This is a genomic window from Helicobacter rappini (genome assembly GCF_900198625.1).
Lineage (GTDB): Bacteria > Campylobacterota > Campylobacteria > Campylobacterales > Helicobacteraceae > Helicobacter_A > Helicobacter_A rappini.
Genome location: NZ_FZPK01000037.1, coordinates 35,735 through 53,080, shown reverse-complemented (window position 1 = coordinate 53,080; position 17,346 = coordinate 35,735). Strand labels below are relative to the sequence as shown.

Sequence of the window (17,346 nt, the reverse complement as noted above, 5' to 3'; positions counted from 1 at the left end):
TTAATAAACCTAGACCAAACTCTAGCTGCTTCAAGAAATCTAGAGTATTTCCTAGAAGTAGGAAGGACTCTAGATACAGCAATAGATCATGTCTCAAACTTAGAGAATAAAGCATCAACACTTCATACACTCACACTATCAATGGAGAGTGCAAAACTAAATCGCCTAGCAAGAGTAGCTAGCATTCATGGGAGTGCTAGTAGCTATATAGCTATGCAAAACTATCAAAAGAATTTAGAAGCAGCATTAAAAGAAGCAGAGAAACTAAAACTAGCAAGTCTAGATTCTAATACAAACACAAGAATAGTAGCTATTAATAACATAGTAAGTGGTAATACAAATAGTAATGCCGTATATAGAAGCAGTGTAGCTACTCTAGCAAGTAGCTCAAATCCTAATGGGGCAACAGATATACAAACGGACACAGGGCATGGGGTGCAAAATAATACACAATATGCTATGCAAAACACACAAAATGCAAACAATGGAGTAACAGATATACAAAGTGATATAACAAGTGATAACAACTCAAATGAAGTATGGTTTGATACCTTAGCAGATTTAATCATGAGATTTAATAATAGAGAAGAATATCCAAATCATGCTTGGGTTAATATGCTAGGTAATCTTAACTTCTCTAAAACAGGGACGGCTCAACTCTATGGATTTAATGCAGGGTATGATTATTTTGTAGATAGTCTGCAAACTGCATTTGGTGCGTATGGTGGTTATGGCTATGGCACATTCAATGGAAACAATAATGGCTTTACTTCAAATAACTCAAACAATATGTTTGCTGGAATCTATACAAGAACTTTCATTGAGAACCATGAAATAGATGTAACGCTTAATACTGCCTTTAGCTTTACAAACGAGAGACAAGGATCTCCAATTAAGAATATGGATTTACTTGCTCTCTTTGGTGATGAGTATAGCTATACACTCTCTAATATAGATTTAAATGCAACTTATGGTTATGCCTTTTTAATGAAAAAGGGCTATATAGTAAAACCTTTTGCAGGATTATCTTATTATGTATTAGGTTCAAGTGGCTTTAAAAGAAAAGATAATGGCAATCCTATATTTGCTATGAATACAGATGATAATATAAGACAAACTATAAGTGTAAATATAGGCATAGATGGTCGTAAATACTTTGCAAATCAAAGCTATATCTTTATAGTCGCTCAATTAAAACAAGATGCAATCATTTTACAAAATAATGTAGATTCTAGTGGGACTACAACTACAAGTATAGGTAATATAGGTGATTCTGTAAATAACTTTAATATGAGATATAAAGCTCAAGGTTATAAGTCTTATGTATTCCTTACAGGTGGTGGAGAATATAGCTTTGGTAGATGGTATTTAAATGGCAGTCTTAGCTTACAAAGCAGTGTATTTGATAAAAACTTTGGCTTAGGATTTAATATTGGTGGTAGGGTTGTGTTTTAGGGGATATCTTAGAATCTAAACTTTGAAATATAGGGGAGGATAGGGGTAGAAACTAAGTGTGGTAAGACTAAAACTTCTTTTTTAGAGTTTATAATTCTACATGAGATTCTATATAAGGAGTAAATATGAGACTTTATATCCTTGTGCTTTTATCGCTTACGCAGTTTATATACGCACAAAACAAGCAAAACTGGAGTTATAAAGATAATACTGCACCGCAGTATTGGGCAAATCTTAATCCACTCTATTTGGGCTGTGCGGAGGGCAATCAGCAATCACCCATAAATATCGTTACAAAAAATGTAAGCAAGGGTGCAGCACAATTTGAGCTTAAATACAGCGTGGCAAAGGGGGTAAATCTCATGCTTTCTAATCACGCTTTTAAAATGATTTATCCGCAAGGAAACTTTTTAGAAATGAATGGCAATCGCTATCAGCTAAAAGAAATATATTTTAAAACACCCGGTGAAAATGCAATCGATTCACTTCGCGGCATACTTGAAGCACAATTTTTGCATGAAGATTCTAAAGGACATAAGGTAATACTTGCCGTCTTTTTTGTGGAAGGGCGATCTAATCCTATCATTGAATCTTTAGTGAAAAACCTACCCACACAACCAGATAAAGCAAACTTTATCGCAAATATTGATATTCATAAGCTACTACCAAGCGATCTTACTTCATATCAGTTTGATGGCTCACTCACAACACCACCATGCTCACAAGGTGTGCGATGGATTGTGCTTAAGCAAACGATGACCATAACACAAAGTCAAGTTGATTTTATGCGTGATATTACAGGCTCAAATGCGCGTCCATCTCAAGAGATTTTTAATCGTTTGATTGTGAATTAATGCTATTTTTAGTCGCCTTGCAAGGTGGTTATGGAAACTTTAGATTCTGTTTTATATGTCAAGATTTGTCATTGTTTGAGAAGCCAGTTTTATAATACCATTAAATCTAGCATAAAATAGACTATAATTACACACATGAAACTAGAAGGAATACTATGCAGACCTTACCACATACAGCAAACGATGCCTATACAATCGCACATAGCCCCGATGCTGATGATATTTTTATGTATTATGCGATTGCTTTTGGCTGGGTAGATACGCCTTATAAACTCATTAATAGTGCGCTTGATATTGAAACTCTTAATGTTGCATGTTTGCAAGGTTTATATGATATTAGTGCCATATCATTTTCACTTTATCCGCATATTTGCAATGAATATGCGCTATTACGCACAGGCATGAGCTTTGGTGAGGGCTATGGACCAAAAATGGTAAAACGCAAAAATGCGAAACTAAAACGCAATTTTAAAGTAGCCTTAAGCGGAGAGCATACTACAAATGCCATGCTTTTTAGAATCCATTATCCAAATGCACGCGTTGTATATAAAAACTTTTTAGAGATTGAGCAAAGTGTGCTATCTGGCGAGGTAGATGCCGGGGTGTTAATCCATGAATCAATCCTTAATTTCTCTAATGAGCTTGAAGTAGAAAGCTACATTTGGGATATATGGCAGGATTTATGCAAAGATGATTTGCCCTTGCCACTTGGTGGCATGGCTCTGCGTAGGTCCATACCGCTAAATCGTGCGATTATGCTAGAAGAAGTTTTAACTCGTGCGATACAAATAGGGCTAAAACACAAAGATATTTTAACAAAAATGCTGCTTGAAAATAACCTTGTAAGAATTAATGCTAAAGAACTTGATATATATTTGCAACTCTATGCAAATGAAAACTCACATACTTTAAGCACAAAACAGACACAAGCATTAGAAAGATTATATGAAATAGGCTATAATCACGGAATCTATAAAAATCTAATCAAACTTGAAAAATACCTTATCCCAAAAGAATACACACAAGTGCGGTATGGTTAGAGTATCATTTCAAATATTAGGTGGTTGTAGGGTTTATGGGATAGAACAGAAACTAGTTTTTACGCTTAACTTTAGGTAAATTTTAAATCTTAGTGAAACAAACACGCATGTTCTAGATTTCAACAACTTCAAATGAAGTTAATCCACAATAAACAACCTTAGAATCTAAACTCATAGTTAAAGAGAAGTCGGGGTTTGTCGCCATATATTTTTGAGTGTCTTATACCAAGTTCGAGTGCATTATAGCGGTTTAGTAGGAATGTTACTCCATAGCCAAATGCCATGCCTTTATCTGCATAGATGACTTCTTCCTTTGAGCTTGGGAGAAAATCATTGCCAACAGAGAGCATTTCATAGCCAATATTTATATGTGGTAAGACATATTTGTATCCCGCATGGATTTGGAAAAATGCCCCACCACTGCGAAATGCCATCGTATTTTCACCAAGAGATTTCACGCCGACTTCATAGGATAGCTGTATTTTATAGCCTATATTTACACCTAACATATAATATTGCTGTTGAAAGCCTACGCCAATCATAAATGTCGGGATAGTAGATTCTGTAATTGTGCTATTTTTTTGTGCTATTTTTTCTGTATTAGCCGCACCCATGCCAACTTGTGCATGAAAATAGGGCAATATATAAAGATCGTGATTAAATACTTCTATTTTCCTATCATCTTCTGGTATGCCTATTAAGCCATTTGCCTCTGTAATTTTTTCTTGTGAATTTTTAAGCCCTTTTTCAGTATCCTTTGCATATATAGATGAAAAAGTGCTTAAGAGTAATATGAAGAGTAGGGCAAGTATTTGAGAGATTTTATTCAAGACTCTATAAAAAGCATTTGAAAAAGCATTTAACTGAAAGCAATAGCTTTTATAGAATCTTAGATGATTAAAAGATTGTGTAAAGAAATATGATAGCTTCATATTTGCTCCTCATCGTAATTAGATTCTAATATGGTTGTATGTGTAAAATCTTCTATATGTCCTAGTTTATAGGCTTTGTTTCGAATCTTTTGTAGCAAGCCTTTTTGAGTTAAATCTTTAAAGCATTGTGCCACAGTTTGTCGTGTCGTATTTAAATGTTCGGCAATCTCATCATGTGTGCCATAAAAGATTTGTTCATTATCACAATGTGTGAAGAGATACTGCACGATTTCTACCTTTTTACCACCAAAAAGTGTATTTAGGGCTAGAAGTAATTGATTTTGCATTTCAATAATTTTATTTTGTGCAAAGGGCAATACCGCATTATGCAGCGTATCTGTCAGCTCATCTATTTTTATAGGTTTTAATAAATAGCCATTGCAACCAAGCTTAATCGCCTCAAGAAAGTAATGCGTCTCTGTTAAAGCACTAATAAGCACGATAGGTATATCTTTCTTTGCATTGTAGCGAATCTGTCGCATAAGTTTTATACCATCAAAGCGTGGCATGACAATATCTGTCAAAACAATATCAATATGATTTGCCTGAAATATCTCCCATGCTTCTAACCCATCTTTTGCAACCATAACATTGCCAAAATAATCCTCCAATATTGAAGCAAGTGTCTGCCTTGCTGTATAGTCATCTTCTGCATAAAGGATTGTGAGCTGTTTTAGAATCTCAATCTCTTTTAATCTCTCGTTCATTGCCGACTTCTCCCTCCATCGTGTCACTAAGCTGCAATTCTAGCACAAATAATGCCCCTTTACAATACTCGCCATTATAATTAAAGGTGATGTTTTTAGCATGGATATTGCCTTGTAAATATTTTGTTAGCATTTCTTTTGCCATATAGAGTCCTATGCCTGTTCCCATCTTTTTTGTTGTAACATAAATATCAAAGATTCTATCAATAATATGTGGATTAATCCCACCCGCATTATCATATATATCTAAACGCAGGATAGAATCTTTTTTTCCAAGTGTGATAAAGCAATATGGATTTTTTATCTTTCTTTCAGCAAATACATCTTTTATATTGCCAAGTAGCACAAGCACAATCTGCATAAACGCATGTTTATTGCCAAAGATTCTATATTCTTCTTGTGTATCATATTCGATATGTATCTGTATGTTTAAGGCTTGTAATAATGGCTCATAAATAATGACTACTTCATGAATTGCGTCTTTTATGTCAAAGTGCTCAAAACTATTATCTAAGCGGAAGAAATTGTGAAAAATATCAATGGTATTACTCATATTATCTGCGAGTGCTAGAGAGGTTGTTATATGCTTATTTAATATCTCTTTTGTAAGAGAGTTTCTATTAAATTTTTGTTGTATATCCTGCATGACTAAGCCTAGCGAGTTTAGCGGATTTCTCCATTGATGTGCGATATTTTGCACCATTTCTCCCATTGCTGCAAGTTTTGATTGCGCATAGATTGCTATATCTTTTTTGCGTATATCTTCTACTTTTTTTGCGATTTCATTTTGCAAATGTGCGTTTAGACAGCGTAAATCTGCCGTTGCATTATTAAACTGCTCTTCTAAATACTGATTTAATCGGCGGATAAAACCAATCACAACAATATCAATACATACAACAATAATAAATACAAGCAGCGTTATCATACACAATAGTCCTATTGTTGCATTATGAAAATGATCTGTTACCTCTTTCTCAAGTGTATGCAGGGCAACTTGTGTATTAATGATATTTGCACTAATGCTATTTACCTTTTTTGCATGTTCGTATAAGAGATCTCTATCTGCTTTTAGGATATTTGCTGCTTCAAGAGTAATGGTTTTTTCTACTTCTTCCACTAATTGTTGTTTTTTTCTTTCGAGTGATAGAATCATGTCGTTTTGCTTTGTTAAAAAAGTAGTTTTATAAATATGTCTTAAAAAGCTAAACACACCCCTTTGCTCATTTAAAGATTGTGAGAGATTTTTATAAAGACTCCATTGATAAAAGCTTGTAGCATAGGTTTTAGTCCCTTTTGGATTATCTTGTAGTATATCAATTGTTTCAAGCATATATTGACTTTGAAAGTCATTTAATAGGCTTAATTCACTCAATGGTTCTGGCACACTCCCATCAAAATCATCTTTTAACCCCTTAATCGACAAATATGCGACAAGAAATAATGTAAAAAGCCCGATAGAAAAAACAAAAGGCAGAAACTTCGCATAAAAGGTAAAACCCAAACGGCTATTATCCATATTATTTGCTATACCAAATTGATTATGACTTTGCATATTGCAACCCTATTTTAAGCTAAAACAAAACTATAACATATTATAATGTAGATTATGAGATTTTACTAAAAGGGTATGGCTATGGCAAAAGATTCCATGAATAATAAGGAAAGCACAGAAACTAAGGACAAAGGCACAAAAGAGATTCTAAAAAAAGAAAAAGTAGCACCAAATGAGTTAGGTAAGGATAAAAAAGACTTAAAATCCCCAAAAGATAAAAAGCAAGATTGTAAAGTTAAAGATTCTAAAATCAGTGATAAAAAGACAAAAATTGTTGAAAAAAAGGCTTTACCAAAAACACTTGATTTTGATTTAAACGCACTTTTTAAAGATGAAGAATCTTTAGAATCTTTCGCAAAAGAGCTTGATAAAAAACTGCAAAATTTTAATGATAACTATGCAGGGAAGCTATCTACACTAAAGACTGAAGAGTTTTCTAAAGCATTGCAAACTTATGATTCACTTAGTGAAGGCTTAGGCTCTATTATGACATATGTCTTTTTAAAATTTGCCATAGATAGTAAGAAATACGGGGCATTATATGCTGATTATGAAATGAAATGCAATGCTATGTATGCAAAGGTTATGTTTTTTGAGCTTGAGTTTGCTGACTTAGATTCTACTAAAATGAATGAATTTATAAAAGCAAATGAAAATTACGCCTTTTTCTTACAAACCATTGAAGCAAATAAAAAGTATAAGCTAAGCTTAAAAGAAGAGCAAATATTGCTGAATGTATCGCCTGTTGGCGTTGATGCTTTCTCAAGATTATTTGATGAAAGTTTTGCAAATATGCGTTTTAAAGGCGTATTAAATGATGAAGAGATAGGCGAAGAAGAGATACTAGGATTCCTACATGTAAGGAATAGAAAGCTAAGAAAACTCGCGCAAAAAAACTTTACAAAAGGCTTGCGTAAAAACTCGCATTTATTAACTTACATTTTAAATATGGTGCGTAAAGATGTAGCTATAACACAGAATCTAAGGGGCTATGAAAAGCCAGAATCTTTCCGCCATATTAGCAATCAAACGACACAAGAAAGCGTTGATAGCATGATTGATTGTGTCAATGCGAATATGAATCTCGTGCATGGATACTATCGTGTAAAATCCCAACTCTTAGGACATAAGCTTAAAGATTATGATCGCTATGCACCATTAGGACTTACTAAGGAAAACTCTAAAAAAGCGGAAGTCGAGTTTCAAGACGCCTTGTATGATACATTAGAATCTTTTTATAAATTTAGTCCAAGATTCTATGAGATTGCAAAAGAAGCTATCTTTAATGGCTGGATAGATTCTCACCCAAAACCCGCAAAAAGAGGCGGTGCATTTAGTCATGGAAGTGTGCCAAGTGCCCACCCCTATGTTATGCTAAACTTCACAGGCAATAGACGCGATGCTTTTACAATCGCACATGAATTAGGACATGCAATCCATCAGGAACTAAGCAAGATTCAAGGCACACTCAATCACGACACACCGCTTACAACCGCAGAGACTGCTTCAGTATTTGCTGAAATGCTTTTATTTGATAGCATGAAAAAGACCTTAAAAGGCAGAGAATTGCTTGATATATATGCAGGTAAAATTGAAGATATTTTTTCAACCTTATTTAGACAAATTGTAATGACAAATTTTGAAAGGGCAATCCATGAAAGAGAGGGAGAGCTAAAAAGTGAAGATTTTGATAGAATCTGGCTTGATGAAAATAAAAAAATGTTTGGGGATAGCGTGCATTTGACAAAAAAATACGCAAAATGGTGGAGCTATATCCCGCATTTTATCCACTCACCCTTTTATTGCTATGCCTATTCTTACGGACAGCTTTTAGTTCTAGCTCTTTTTGGACTTTATAAAAGAAGTGAAGATAAAGAAAAGTTTATACAAACCTACATAGATTTCTTAAGTGCTGGTGGCAGTAAAAGCCCAAGAGATTTAATCCTTACCTTTGGATTTGATGTCAATGAAAGTGCATTTTGGGAAATTGGTATGAATGAAGTAAAAAATCTTTTAAGTGAATTTGAAGATTTACTCAATAGCACGAGACTATAACATATAAGGGAGTATTATGCTTGTTGTTTTTGATTTTGATTCAACGCTTATGGATGGCGAGAGTATTGACATTTTTGCAAAGCGATATAAGGTAGAATCTGCTGTTGCCTATATCACTAGAGAGGCTATGGAGGGCAGACTTGACTTTTTTGAAAGTCTGTTAAAACGAGTGGCACTTTTAGAGAATATGCCTTTAAGTTTGGTGCAAGAGAGTGTAGAAAAGGATTTTCATCTCATGTGCGGGGCTATTGAATGCGTAAAAGAGCTAAGAAAAAGGGGGCATATTGTCGTTTGCTTTAGCGGTGGATTTCGCATTGTTACAGAATATTTTAAGCCAATTTTGGGACTAAATGCTACTTTTAGCAATATCTTGCACCATAAAGATTCTAAGCTTACAGGAAGAGTTGGCGGGGATATGATGTTTGCAGATTCTAAGGGCAATATGTTGCAGAACTTGCAAGGTGTTTTAGGCTTAACTTCTAAAGATTGTGCGGTCATTGGCGATGGTGCAAACGACTTATCTATGTTTGCCTATGCTGATACAAAGATTGCATTCTGTGCGAAAGATATATTAAAAAAGAGTGCTACACATTGCATTGACACAAAAGACTTAAGAGAAGTGCTAGAGATTATAGACTAGATTCTATCCTGCATTTCTAGTAACTTGCGATGCTTAAATGGTTATGCTTGTAGAATCTGGAGCGACTCGTCCATTCTTGCTTAAACGCAGAATGATAAAGCGTGTTGTTTATGCTTCTTTTTTATTCAACTCTTTTCTTAATTCCTTAATTCTTGCGGCTTTACCTCTTCTATTACGCAAATAATAAAGTTTTGCACGGCGGACTCGCCCAATACGCAACACTTCTATTTTCTCTAAGCTATCGCTATAAAGTGGAAAAATCTTTTCAACACCTATATTGTTAGCACCCATTTTACGCACGGTAAAAGTCCTATCCACGCCATTACCGCGTATAGCTATACATACACCCTCAAAGTTTTGCACTCTCGTTTTATCACCCTCTTTTATCTTAATCCCAACACGCAGAGTATCACCTGCTTTAAATTGTGGCACAGACTTATTCTCAAGTTGTGCTTTTTCAAATTGCTCGATATATCGATTTTTCATGATTTCCTCACTTATGATGTTAATAAATCCGGTCTAAAATATTGCGTTTTCATCTTAGACATGGTAAGTTTTAAATCGCTGATTATAGCGTGATTTCCATTTAAATATGCTGAAGTTGGTAAATTTTCTTGATTTTTTTTAGCAAACTGCTTTGATTTTGTGAAATTTGGTGCTTCAAGCAAACCAGATTCAAAGCTTTCACCCTGCAAAGATAGCTCATTGCCAAGCACACCATGTATGTGCCTAGCAATAGAATCTGCCATACATAATGCCCCCAACTCGCCACCACTTAAGATAAAATCGCCTATGCTAAAAATCTCTGTCGCATGTAGCTCAATACTTCGCTCATCAAAGCCCTCATATCGCCCACACACAAAGCTAATATGGCTATATTTGCTAAGGCGGACAGAATCTTTATGACTAAATTTCGCACCACAAGGGCTAAGAAATATAATGCGTGAATCTCTTGCCTGTTGTAAAGCACAATCAAGCACAAATGGATCAAGTAGCATTCCTGCTCCACCGCCAATAAGGGCATTATCCACTTTTTTATGCTTATTGAAAGCATAATCGCGGATATTTATACATTCTACTTCAATCTTTTTATTATGTATAGCATTTCGCATAATGCTATACCCAAAATAAGGCATAATTAAATCTGGAAAAAGGGTAAAAAAACTAAAACGCATAGGTTACAGATGACATAAGATAGCTTCTATCAAGGACATGACGACCATTTAGGGCAATATCTTGCTCATTCCACGCATCATTTTGCATGATATGTGTGTAATAGTTAGCAATTAAGCCCAAACTTACAGAATCTATAATCTGCCAATCGATAATAAATTTCAATGAATACTCTGTCGCACTCGGGGCAGTGGTATATCGCCCATCAAGCCCGAAGGCTAGAGATTCTATAAATTTTGCTAATTTTTCATATCTAGCTTCTGTGAAAAGCAAAACGCTAAGGGCATCAGGGGCTACAGAAGCATTAAGCGATCTGCCTGTGCCATACACACTATTATCCCAAATATCTATGCCGATAGGATTACCAAACATACCCATTCTAGCATTTGCGTTACCTATATTTTTATAGACTCCAAGTGCGATTTTATAAGTATCATAAATGTCAATATCTTGTCTCACAAGAATGCTTGAAGTAAAGCCGGTGGGATCTTTAAAGTCAGCGAAAAAGTGATTACCTATATCAAGAATGCTTTTACTATGTATAGGGAAAAGTGCGACTAGCTTTGTAGTATAGCTAACACTCTCTTTATCGCCAAAACTAGCACTCACACTAAGCCCCGGTGCAACATACTCTTTTGCACCATAATACACATAAGCCTTTGCATCTAAAAAGTCGTTATTATAGCCGACTTCAGCATTTAAGATTCCATAAGTAGAATAAGTAGTGCTAAAATCTGTAAGCCAACCATTACCTACAAGTGCCACTGTGCTTGAGCCAAAAAGCTTTACATGAAAGTTATCCGCAAATTTATACACCGCATTTATACCTTCAGCATAGCTATCAAACCAATCATCATCTTCTTGCTCAAATCTCCCTGCTTTAATATTTAGAGAATCTGTTTGATAGTGTATATAAGCATTATGCACGAACGCATTATGGGTATTGTCCGCTGTTGCGTCTTTGTCATTGAGATAGCCCGGATATGCCCCCACATAGTTATAACCTAAACCTTTTGTAGAATCATAAGTAAGCCCAGCAGCAACCGCTCCAATCATAACCTGAAAATCATTATATTTATACCCCACGCCTAATTGCCCTAAGGCGTAACCATAGCTATTATTTGGCAATGCTTGTTTCGTGCTAAATGCAGTCTTATTAAACACTTCTAAACCACCATGTAGAAATACACCATTTTCTTGCTCTATTGTAGATTCTGTGTTTTTATGCTCTTGCTCCATGATTGCAATCTCATTCTGCCTTGCATACAGCATAGAAAGGCTGAGTGCAGAAAATATGAGAATCTTATGTAATCGCATGATAACTCCTTGTGCTATTTTGTCCTAATAAGACATTGTGAAAAATAATGAAAATTATATGATATTTATGTTTGTTTTTGTAGATATTTTTGTATGTGATTCTATAAATATTTCATGTTTTTAGCGTGTATTTGGTGTAAAAATACATTTCAATGCCACATATAACAAAAGATAAATGAAGTATCCTAGAATCAAAGCAAGAAAATTAACGCCCTAAGAGTTAGTTGTAGCAATAATTTACAAATATTTTACAATCTAGTTGTGCGATTTTACATACATTTTTTACACTTTCAAGCAAATTTTCTAATGATTAATAAGGGATAAAGATGAGAAGAGATGGGCTATCTAGTCTATTGTTTTGGTGTATGCGACTATCTATTTTTAGCACACTTGCTATATTTTGTATTTTAATTGGCTTTATTTTTATAAAAGGTGTTGTCTATCTCACACCAAGCCTTTTTGAATGGGAATATAATAGCGAAAATGTCTCTATGATGCCAGCTATTATAAATACCATTAATATGATACTTTTCTCCCTTGCTATTGCCATGCCTTTTGGAATCTTTGGGGCGATTTTTCTCACAGAATATAGCAGTAGTAAAAATAAACTCATCGCTGTCATTACAACCGCAGCTGAAACGCTTGTAGGTATCCCATCAATCGTATATGGGCTTTTTGGCTTCCTTGCATTTGTCGTATTTTTTCAATTAAAGTTTAGCTTTTTAGCAGGTAGCCTTACCATTACTATTATGATTTTACCTGTAATTTTGCGTAGCGCACAAGAGGCATTAAAGTCTGTGCCTTTAATGTATAGAGAGGCAAGTTTTGCACTTGGGGCAGGGAAACTTAGAACTATTTTTGCGATTATTCTACCTGCTGCTACACCCGGAATCTTAGCAGGAATAATCCTTAGTATTGGTAAGATTGTAGGTGAAAGTGCCGCATTGCTTTATACCTTTGGCGGATTTGCTCAAGTTTCTGGACTATTTGATTCTGGTAGGACTCTTAGTATGCACATGTATCTTATATCAAATGAAGGGCATCATATCAATGAGGCATATAGCACGGCAATGATTCTCATTGTGATTGTGCTAATCATCAATCTTTTATCAAACTACATAGCAAAAACTCTCACAAAGGCATAAAATGGATAAAAAAGTATGTTTTAGTATTAAGGATATGAATCTTTACTATAATGATTTTCATGCGTTAAAAAATATTAATATGCAGATTCTAAAAGGCAAAGTAACTGCCTTTATCGGTCCTAGTGGTTGTGGTAAATCCACTTTTCTAAAAAGCCTTAATCGTATGAATGACTTAGTAGAAGGCTGTAAAATTAAAGGCAAGATTCTATTAGATGAAGTTAATATCTATAAAAAATATGATGTAAATATATTGCGTAAAAAGGTTGGCATGGTCTTTCAAAAACCAAACCCATTTCCTATGAGTATTTATGATAACATGGTATTTGGTCCAAAAACACATGGGATAAAGCATAAGGATAAGCTTGATTCTATCGTAGAAGAATGCTTAAAAGATGTTGGCTTATGGGGAGATCTTAAAGATAGATTAAAGCAATCTGCCCTAAGCCTTAGTGGCGGACAGCAACAAAGACTATGTATCGCAAGGACATTAGCCGTAAATCCTGAAGTAATCCTAATGGACGAACCTACAAGCGCACTTGATCCTATCTCAACACTAAAGATAGAAGAACTCATTAATAAACTCAAAAAAGAATATACGATTATTATCGTTACGCACAATATGCAGCAAGCTATGCGTATATCTGATAAAACTGCTTTCTTTTTGCTTGGTGAAGTGATAGAGTTTGATGACACTGAAAAGATCTTTTCAAAACCAAAGGATAAGAAAACACAAGATTATATTGCGGGAAGATTTGGGTGATTTTTATTCCATTGCATTTAGATTCTGTTTTTGAAGTATGAGTGTAGGCGTTTTCTTATTGTATAACAAGATTTAGACAATCTTTTTCAATCTTAGATTCCCACAAGCAATTTGTAATTATATAGTGTTTGTGGAGTTGCTGTAGATTTTGCCATTTACTTAATTTATATTTTTGTTACACCTGTCTTTAGTGAATCTTTTGTTTGCAAATCTTTTATAGCATAACCGATTATAGAATCTTATTTACAAAATCCCAAGCAAAGATTCTAAGATATTTGCGCTGCTATATTCTGTCCTTATGAGTCCATCTCGCTTTATTAATTCTAACTTATTTTCAGCAAGTCTCTTACCTACAATTAAGGCATATTCAAAGCCGATTAACTCAAAATCAGCGATTTTACTCCCAAACCTCTCATTCCTATCATCAAGTATGACTTCAATGCCCTTCTCTTGTAGTTGTGTGTAAAGATTTGTAGCAAAAAGCACCTCTTCTTCATTTTTCATATTTGAGATGATAATATCAAGCTTAAATGGTGCGACAGCTCCCCACACACAGCCTTTTTCATCTGCCTTTTGCTCTAAAATCGCTGATATTAGTCTGCTTACACCAAGCCCATAGCAACCCATAGTAAAAGGCATGCTAGAGCCATTTGAAAGAAGAAAATTAGCCTGCATAGGCTTTGAATACTTATCCTCTAGTTTAAAAATATGCCCCACTTCAATGCCCTTGCTATAACGCAAAGTCCCACCGCACTTAGCACAAGAATCTCCCTCTTGCACAGCCACTAAATCACGATAATATAAATCATCAAATTCTTCTAATTGCACGCCAACATAATGATAGCCATGCTCATTTGCCCCACATATCAAATCCTCTCCGTTTTCTAATTCCTTATCAAAAACAATAAAACGAGAATTTGTCAAAGTACGCAAATGTATAGGACCAATAGAGCCTTGTGGCAACTTATAAGATTCTAAAAATGGCGTATCCGCATCGGCTATATCAAGCACAGAGGCATCGATTGCCTGAAGTGCATTTAACGCCTTAGTATCCTCTAGCATATCTTGACCGCGCATAAAAAATATAGCAATATCGATGCTATCTTTAAAAATCACTTTTTTTACAACCGCTTTCATAAGATAGAATGGATTGACTTTAAAAAACTTGCTTAACTCATCAATGGTTTTTACATTTGGCGTTTCAAATTTATGATAATTGCTTGTAGCTTGTGGGGCAATCTCATCGCATGTTTTTGGCTTACGCACTGCTGCTTCAATATTTGAAGCATAATCACATTTAGCACAAGTTACGATCGTGTCTTCACCGCATTCAGCAAGCACCATAAACTCACGACTACCACTCCCGCCAATCGCACCAGAATCCGCCTCAACAATGCGAAAATCAAGCCCTAAACGACTAAAGATTCTCACATAAGTATCACGCATATTTATAAACTCTTTATTCAAAGATTCTAAAGAATCATGAAAACTATACGCATCCTTCATAACAAACTCTCTAGCGCGTAAAAGCCCAAATCTAGGACGCAACTCATCTCTAAATTTTAAATGGATTTGATAGAGATTAAGTGGCAGTTGCTTATAGCTTTTGATATAGGTTTTTGCTATCTCTGTTACACACTCTTCATGTGTTGGACCAAGCACAAAGGAAGCCCCTTTTTTATCGGTAAAAAGGGCTAATTCGCTATATTTTTCATATCTTCCACTTTGCTCCCAAAGGCTTGTTGGCGTTAGAAATCCCATAGTGATTTCATTTGCCCCGGCTCTATTCATCTCTTCTCTTACTATGGTTTTGATTTTATCCATTACAATTTGTGCCAATGGCAAGAAGTTGTAAATACCGCTGCCTATTTGATGAATGTAGCCTGCCCTAAGCAAATAGATATGGCTTTTTAATACTGCATCTTTTGGTGCTTCTTTAAGTGTTGGTGCAAAGAAAGTTGAAAAACGCATGATTTTCCTTTTTTATGAGTGATGGTTATAAATTCTGTATAAATATCTTACAGAATCTTGTATATTACACAATCAAAGAGCGCAAGTCTCTTTGAGCCTAAAAGTGCTTATTATAGCCTAAGTTGTTGAAGATTAGATTCTAAATGTTTGGTGTATATGCAAACAATAGGCATTAAATATGCTCCTCTCTTAAATTGTAAATTTTACCCCTGTTTCAAGCATAAGCAAATGTTTCTTAATATCAAGTCCTGCACGATAACCGCCCATATTTCCATTACTATTTATAACGCGATGACAAGGGATAAAAAACAATATTGGATTCTTTTTACATGCACTACCAACAGCGCGCATAGCATTTGGCTTTCCAATCTCTTTGGCAATATCTTTGTAACTCCTTGTTTCACCATAGGGAATGCGTAAGAGTGCATTCCATACATCTTTTTGAAACACACTTCCATTGAGAAATAATTGCAATGAAATATTACTTTTATGCTGCATATCAAGTGGAATCTTACCTGATAGATAAAGTGTTAAAGCCTTGATTGTTTGTTTGCTTATGGGATTTTCTTTTAAATTCTTATATGTTTCAATGCTATGCAGCGGTTTTGCGTCTTTAGCAAAAATCTCTATATTCACAATCCTATCTTTATATATCATAATGCCTATATCGCCAATTAAGCTTTTATATAGTCCGCCATAGTGATTTAGCATACTCTGTCCTTTTACGCTACAATTACATTTTAGATTCTAAATAATAGGTAATATATGCAAACAATTAATAATATCGGCATTTTTGATAGTGGTGCGGGGGGGCTAACCGTGCTAAAAAGTCTCATTGAAGAAGTTGGCTTTAATCACATCGTATATTATGGCGATACGGCGCGTGTGCCTTATGGTAATAAGGATACAGAGACTATCCGCCGCTTTTCGCTGGAGGCTTTGGAGTTTTTTTCAAATTTTGGGCTTGATTTACTTGTGGTGGCGTGTAATACCGCTTCAGCCCATGCCCTGCATGCGATGCAGGAATGCTCTAAAATCCCCATTATAGGCGTTATAGAATCTGGCATTGCCGCACTCACGCAGCAGCACATAGCAAAGGATAAGCACATACTTGTAATAGCCACAGAAGCCACGATAAAATCAGATAATTACGCGAAAAGTCTGCGGAATCTAGGCTACACAAATATCACAAGCCTTGCGACAAATCTTTTTGTAAGCTTAGTTGAAGAGCATGTATTTAGCGGTGAGGTTGTAGATTCTGTATTAAGACATTATTTCCCACCGACTTTAAAGCCTGATGTGGTGATACTAGGTTGCACGCATTTTCCACTTTTATTGCTGCCCATGCAAAAATATTTTGGCAGTGATGTGAAGTTTATCCACTCTGGTGAGGCGATCGCATGTTATGTAAGAGAGCATTTCAAAATAGAGAAAAACTCAAAAAATCTCATTGACTTTTTTGCAAGTGATAATGTAGCAAGGCTAAAAAGCACTGCAAAACTATGGCTTAAAGAAGGCACATATATAATGAATGAGAGATAATCAAGTAGCAATGAAAAGGCGATTAAAAATCTATCAAATAGCAGAGGGCTATTGCTATAATAGCGATAGTTTGTTTTTATGGGATTTTATACTGCCACACATAAAATCTAGGGCAAAAGTGCTTGAGCTTGGGAGTGGCAGCGGTATAATCGGGCTGCTTTGTACGAGATCAAAAGCTATAACGCTGTATTAAATTGAGA

General features: G+C 35.1%; 17 protein-coding genes. 9 read left to right on the top strand and 8 right to left on the bottom strand.

Annotated features, from left to right (window positions below; genetic code table 11):
• From C6H17_RS07775 to C6H17_RS07765, 3 genes are all read left to right on the top strand, one after another.
• Positions 1-1,455: autotransporter outer membrane beta-barrel domain-containing protein (locus tag C6H17_RS07775; RefSeq protein ID WP_199768867.1), on the top strand; the 1,455-nt coding region annotated here is incomplete at its 5' end.
• Positions 1,456-1,580: 125 nt separating this feature from the next.
• Positions 1,581-2,309: a carbonic anhydrase family protein gene (locus tag C6H17_RS07770; RefSeq protein WP_005217194.1), complete on the top strand. Its 729-nt coding sequence runs from the start codon at positions 1,581-1,583 to the stop codon at positions 2,307-2,309.
• Between the two features lie 155 nt (positions 2,310-2,464).
• On the top strand, positions 2,465-3,349 hold the full coding sequence (locus tag C6H17_RS07765; protein ID WP_005217196.1) for a menaquinone biosynthesis family protein: 885 nt from the start codon (positions 2,465-2,467) through the stop codon (positions 3,347-3,349).
• A gap of 158 nt (positions 3,350-3,507) precedes the next feature.
• Here the strand turns inward: C6H17_RS07765 and C6H17_RS07760 are convergent, their stop codons facing one another.
• From C6H17_RS07760 to C6H17_RS07750, 3 genes are read right to left on the bottom strand one after another with little or no spacing between them, the layout of a single operon-like run.
• Complete coding sequence (locus C6H17_RS07760) at positions 3,508-4,281, bottom strand: hypothetical protein (RefSeq protein WP_005217198.1); 774 nt, start codon at positions 4,279-4,281, stop codon at positions 3,508-3,510.
• The gene (locus tag C6H17_RS07755; RefSeq protein WP_004088607.1) at positions 4,278-4,988 is read right to left on the bottom strand and encodes a response regulator; all 711 of its coding nucleotides are present in this window, start codon (positions 4,986-4,988) and stop codon (positions 4,278-4,280) included. The genes C6H17_RS07760 and C6H17_RS07755 overlap by 4 nt, the downstream gene beginning before the upstream one ends.
• On the bottom strand, positions 4,963-6,543 hold the full coding sequence (locus C6H17_RS07750) for a sensor histidine kinase (RefSeq protein WP_020995522.1): 1,581 nt from the start codon (positions 6,541-6,543) through the stop codon (positions 4,963-4,965). The genes C6H17_RS07755 and C6H17_RS07750 overlap by 26 nt, the downstream gene beginning before the upstream one ends.
• An 81-nt stretch (positions 6,544-6,624) precedes the next feature.
• Between C6H17_RS07750 and C6H17_RS07745 the strand changes: the two genes are divergently transcribed.
• Together C6H17_RS07745 and serB are read left to right on the top strand one after the other, a co-directional pair.
• Positions 6,625-8,598, top strand: coding sequence for a M3 family oligoendopeptidase (locus C6H17_RS07745; protein ID WP_020995523.1), 1,974 nt, complete (start codon positions 6,625-6,627; stop codon positions 8,596-8,598).
• A 16-nt stretch (positions 8,599-8,614) separates the two neighbouring features.
• Positions 8,615-9,238, top strand: coding sequence for a phosphoserine phosphatase SerB (gene serB, locus C6H17_RS07740; RefSeq protein WP_005217205.1), 624 nt, complete (start codon positions 8,615-8,617; stop codon positions 9,236-9,238).
• 108 nt (positions 9,239-9,346) lie between these two features.
• On the opposite strand, the gene rplS is transcribed toward serB, so the two are convergent.
• The 3 genes from rplS to C6H17_RS07725 are packed head-to-tail and all read right to left on the bottom strand — an operon-like array spanning position 9,347 to position 11,728.
• Positions 9,347-9,724 (bottom strand): 50S ribosomal protein L19, encoded by a 378-nt coding sequence (gene rplS / locus C6H17_RS07735; RefSeq protein ID WP_004088603.1) that lies wholly within the window; start codon positions 9,722-9,724, stop codon positions 9,347-9,349.
• An 11-nt stretch (positions 9,725-9,735) separates the two neighbouring features.
• Positions 9,736-10,413 carry a tRNA (guanosine(37)-N1)-methyltransferase TrmD gene (trmD, locus tag C6H17_RS07730; protein ID WP_005217207.1) on the bottom strand — a complete coding sequence of 226 codons (678 nt, stop codon included), beginning with the start codon at positions 10,411-10,413 and terminating at the stop codon, positions 9,736-9,738.
• A complete protein-coding gene (locus tag C6H17_RS07725; RefSeq protein ID WP_005217209.1) occupies positions 10,403-11,728 on the bottom strand; it encodes an outer membrane family protein in 1,326 nt (441 codons plus the stop codon). The genes trmD and C6H17_RS07725 overlap by 11 nt, the downstream gene beginning before the upstream one ends.
• Positions 11,729-12,054: 326 nt before the next feature.
• Between C6H17_RS07725 and pstA the strand changes: the two genes are divergently transcribed.
• Together pstA and pstB are read left to right on the top strand one after the other, a co-directional pair.
• Complete coding sequence (pstA, locus tag C6H17_RS07720; protein WP_004088598.1) at positions 12,055-12,873, top strand: phosphate ABC transporter permease PstA; 819 nt, start codon at positions 12,055-12,057, stop codon at positions 12,871-12,873.
• A 1-nt stretch (position 12,874) separates the two neighbouring features.
• A complete protein-coding gene (pstB, locus tag C6H17_RS07715; RefSeq protein WP_004088596.1) occupies positions 12,875-13,633 on the top strand; it encodes a phosphate ABC transporter ATP-binding protein PstB in 759 nt (252 codons plus the stop codon).
• Between the two features lie 243 nt (positions 13,634-13,876).
• Here pstB and C6H17_RS07710 read toward each other — a convergent pair whose 3' ends face one another.
• Entirely contained in the window at positions 13,877-15,604 is a 1,728-nt protein-coding gene (locus C6H17_RS07710; protein ID WP_005217212.1) for a proline--tRNA ligase, read from the bottom strand.
• Positions 15,605-15,793: 189 nt separating this feature from the next.
• Entirely contained in the window at positions 15,794-16,315 is a 522-nt protein-coding gene (locus tag C6H17_RS13455) for a methylated-DNA--[protein]-cysteine S-methyltransferase (protein WP_005217215.1), read from the bottom strand.
• Between the two features lie 54 nt (positions 16,316-16,369).
• Here C6H17_RS13455 and murI point away from each other — a divergent pair, with 54 nt between their 5' ends.
• Together murI and C6H17_RS07695 are read left to right on the top strand one after the other, a co-directional pair.
• A complete protein-coding gene (gene murI, locus C6H17_RS07700; RefSeq protein WP_005217217.1) occupies positions 16,370-17,146 on the top strand; it encodes a glutamate racemase in 777 nt (258 codons plus the stop codon).
• Positions 17,136-17,339: a hypothetical protein gene (locus C6H17_RS07695; protein ID WP_104731392.1), complete on the top strand. Its 204-nt coding sequence runs from the start codon at positions 17,136-17,138 to the stop codon at positions 17,337-17,339. Before murI ends, C6H17_RS07695 begins: the two co-directional genes overlap by 11 nt.
• The last annotated feature ends 7 nt before the right edge of the window (positions 17,340-17,346 follow it).

Bases quoted from the DNA above. Each gene is read 5' to 3' on its own strand.
- C6H17_RS07770 (WP_005217194.1), top strand. From the start codon at position 1,581: ATGAGACTTTATATCCTTGTGCTTTTATCGCTTACGCAGTTTATATAC.
- C6H17_RS07765 (WP_005217196.1), top strand. From the start codon at position 2,465: ATGCAGACCTTACCACATACAGCAAACGATGCCTATACAATCGCACAT.
- C6H17_RS07760 (WP_005217198.1), bottom strand. From the start codon at position 4,281: ATGAAGCTATCATATTTCTTTACACAATCTTTTAATCATCTAAGATTC.
- C6H17_RS07755 (WP_004088607.1), bottom strand. From the start codon at position 4,988: ATGAACGAGAGATTAAAAGAGATTGAGATTCTAAAACAGCTCACAATC.
- C6H17_RS07750 (WP_020995522.1), bottom strand. From the start codon at position 6,543: ATGCAAAGTCATAATCAATTTGGTATAGCAAATAATATGGATAATAGC.
- C6H17_RS07745 (WP_020995523.1), top strand. From the start codon at position 6,625: ATGGCAAAAGATTCCATGAATAATAAGGAAAGCACAGAAACTAAGGAC.
- serB (WP_005217205.1), top strand. From the start codon at position 8,615: ATGCTTGTTGTTTTTGATTTTGATTCAACGCTTATGGATGGCGAGAGT.
- rplS (WP_004088603.1), bottom strand. From the start codon at position 9,724: ATGAAAAATCGATATATCGAGCAATTTGAAAAAGCACAACTTGAGAAT.
- trmD (WP_005217207.1), bottom strand. From the start codon at position 10,413: ATGCGTTTTAGTTTTTTTACCCTTTTTCCAGATTTAATTATGCCTTAT.
- C6H17_RS07725 (WP_005217209.1), bottom strand. From the start codon at position 11,728: ATGCGATTACATAAGATTCTCATATTTTCTGCACTCAGCCTTTCTATG.
- pstA (WP_004088598.1), top strand. From the start codon at position 12,055: ATGAGAAGAGATGGGCTATCTAGTCTATTGTTTTGGTGTATGCGACTA.
- pstB (WP_004088596.1), top strand. From the start codon at position 12,875: ATGGATAAAAAAGTATGTTTTAGTATTAAGGATATGAATCTTTACTAT.
- C6H17_RS07710 (WP_005217212.1), bottom strand. From the start codon at position 15,604: ATGCGTTTTTCAACTTTCTTTGCACCAACACTTAAAGAAGCACCAAAA.
- C6H17_RS13455 (WP_005217215.1), bottom strand. From the start codon at position 16,315: ATGCTAAATCACTATGGCGGACTATATAAAAGCTTAATTGGCGATATA.
- murI (WP_005217217.1), top strand. From the start codon at position 16,370: ATGCAAACAATTAATAATATCGGCATTTTTGATAGTGGTGCGGGGGGG.
- C6H17_RS07695 (WP_104731392.1), top strand. From the start codon at position 17,136: ATGAGAGATAATCAAGTAGCAATGAAAAGGCGATTAAAAATCTATCAA.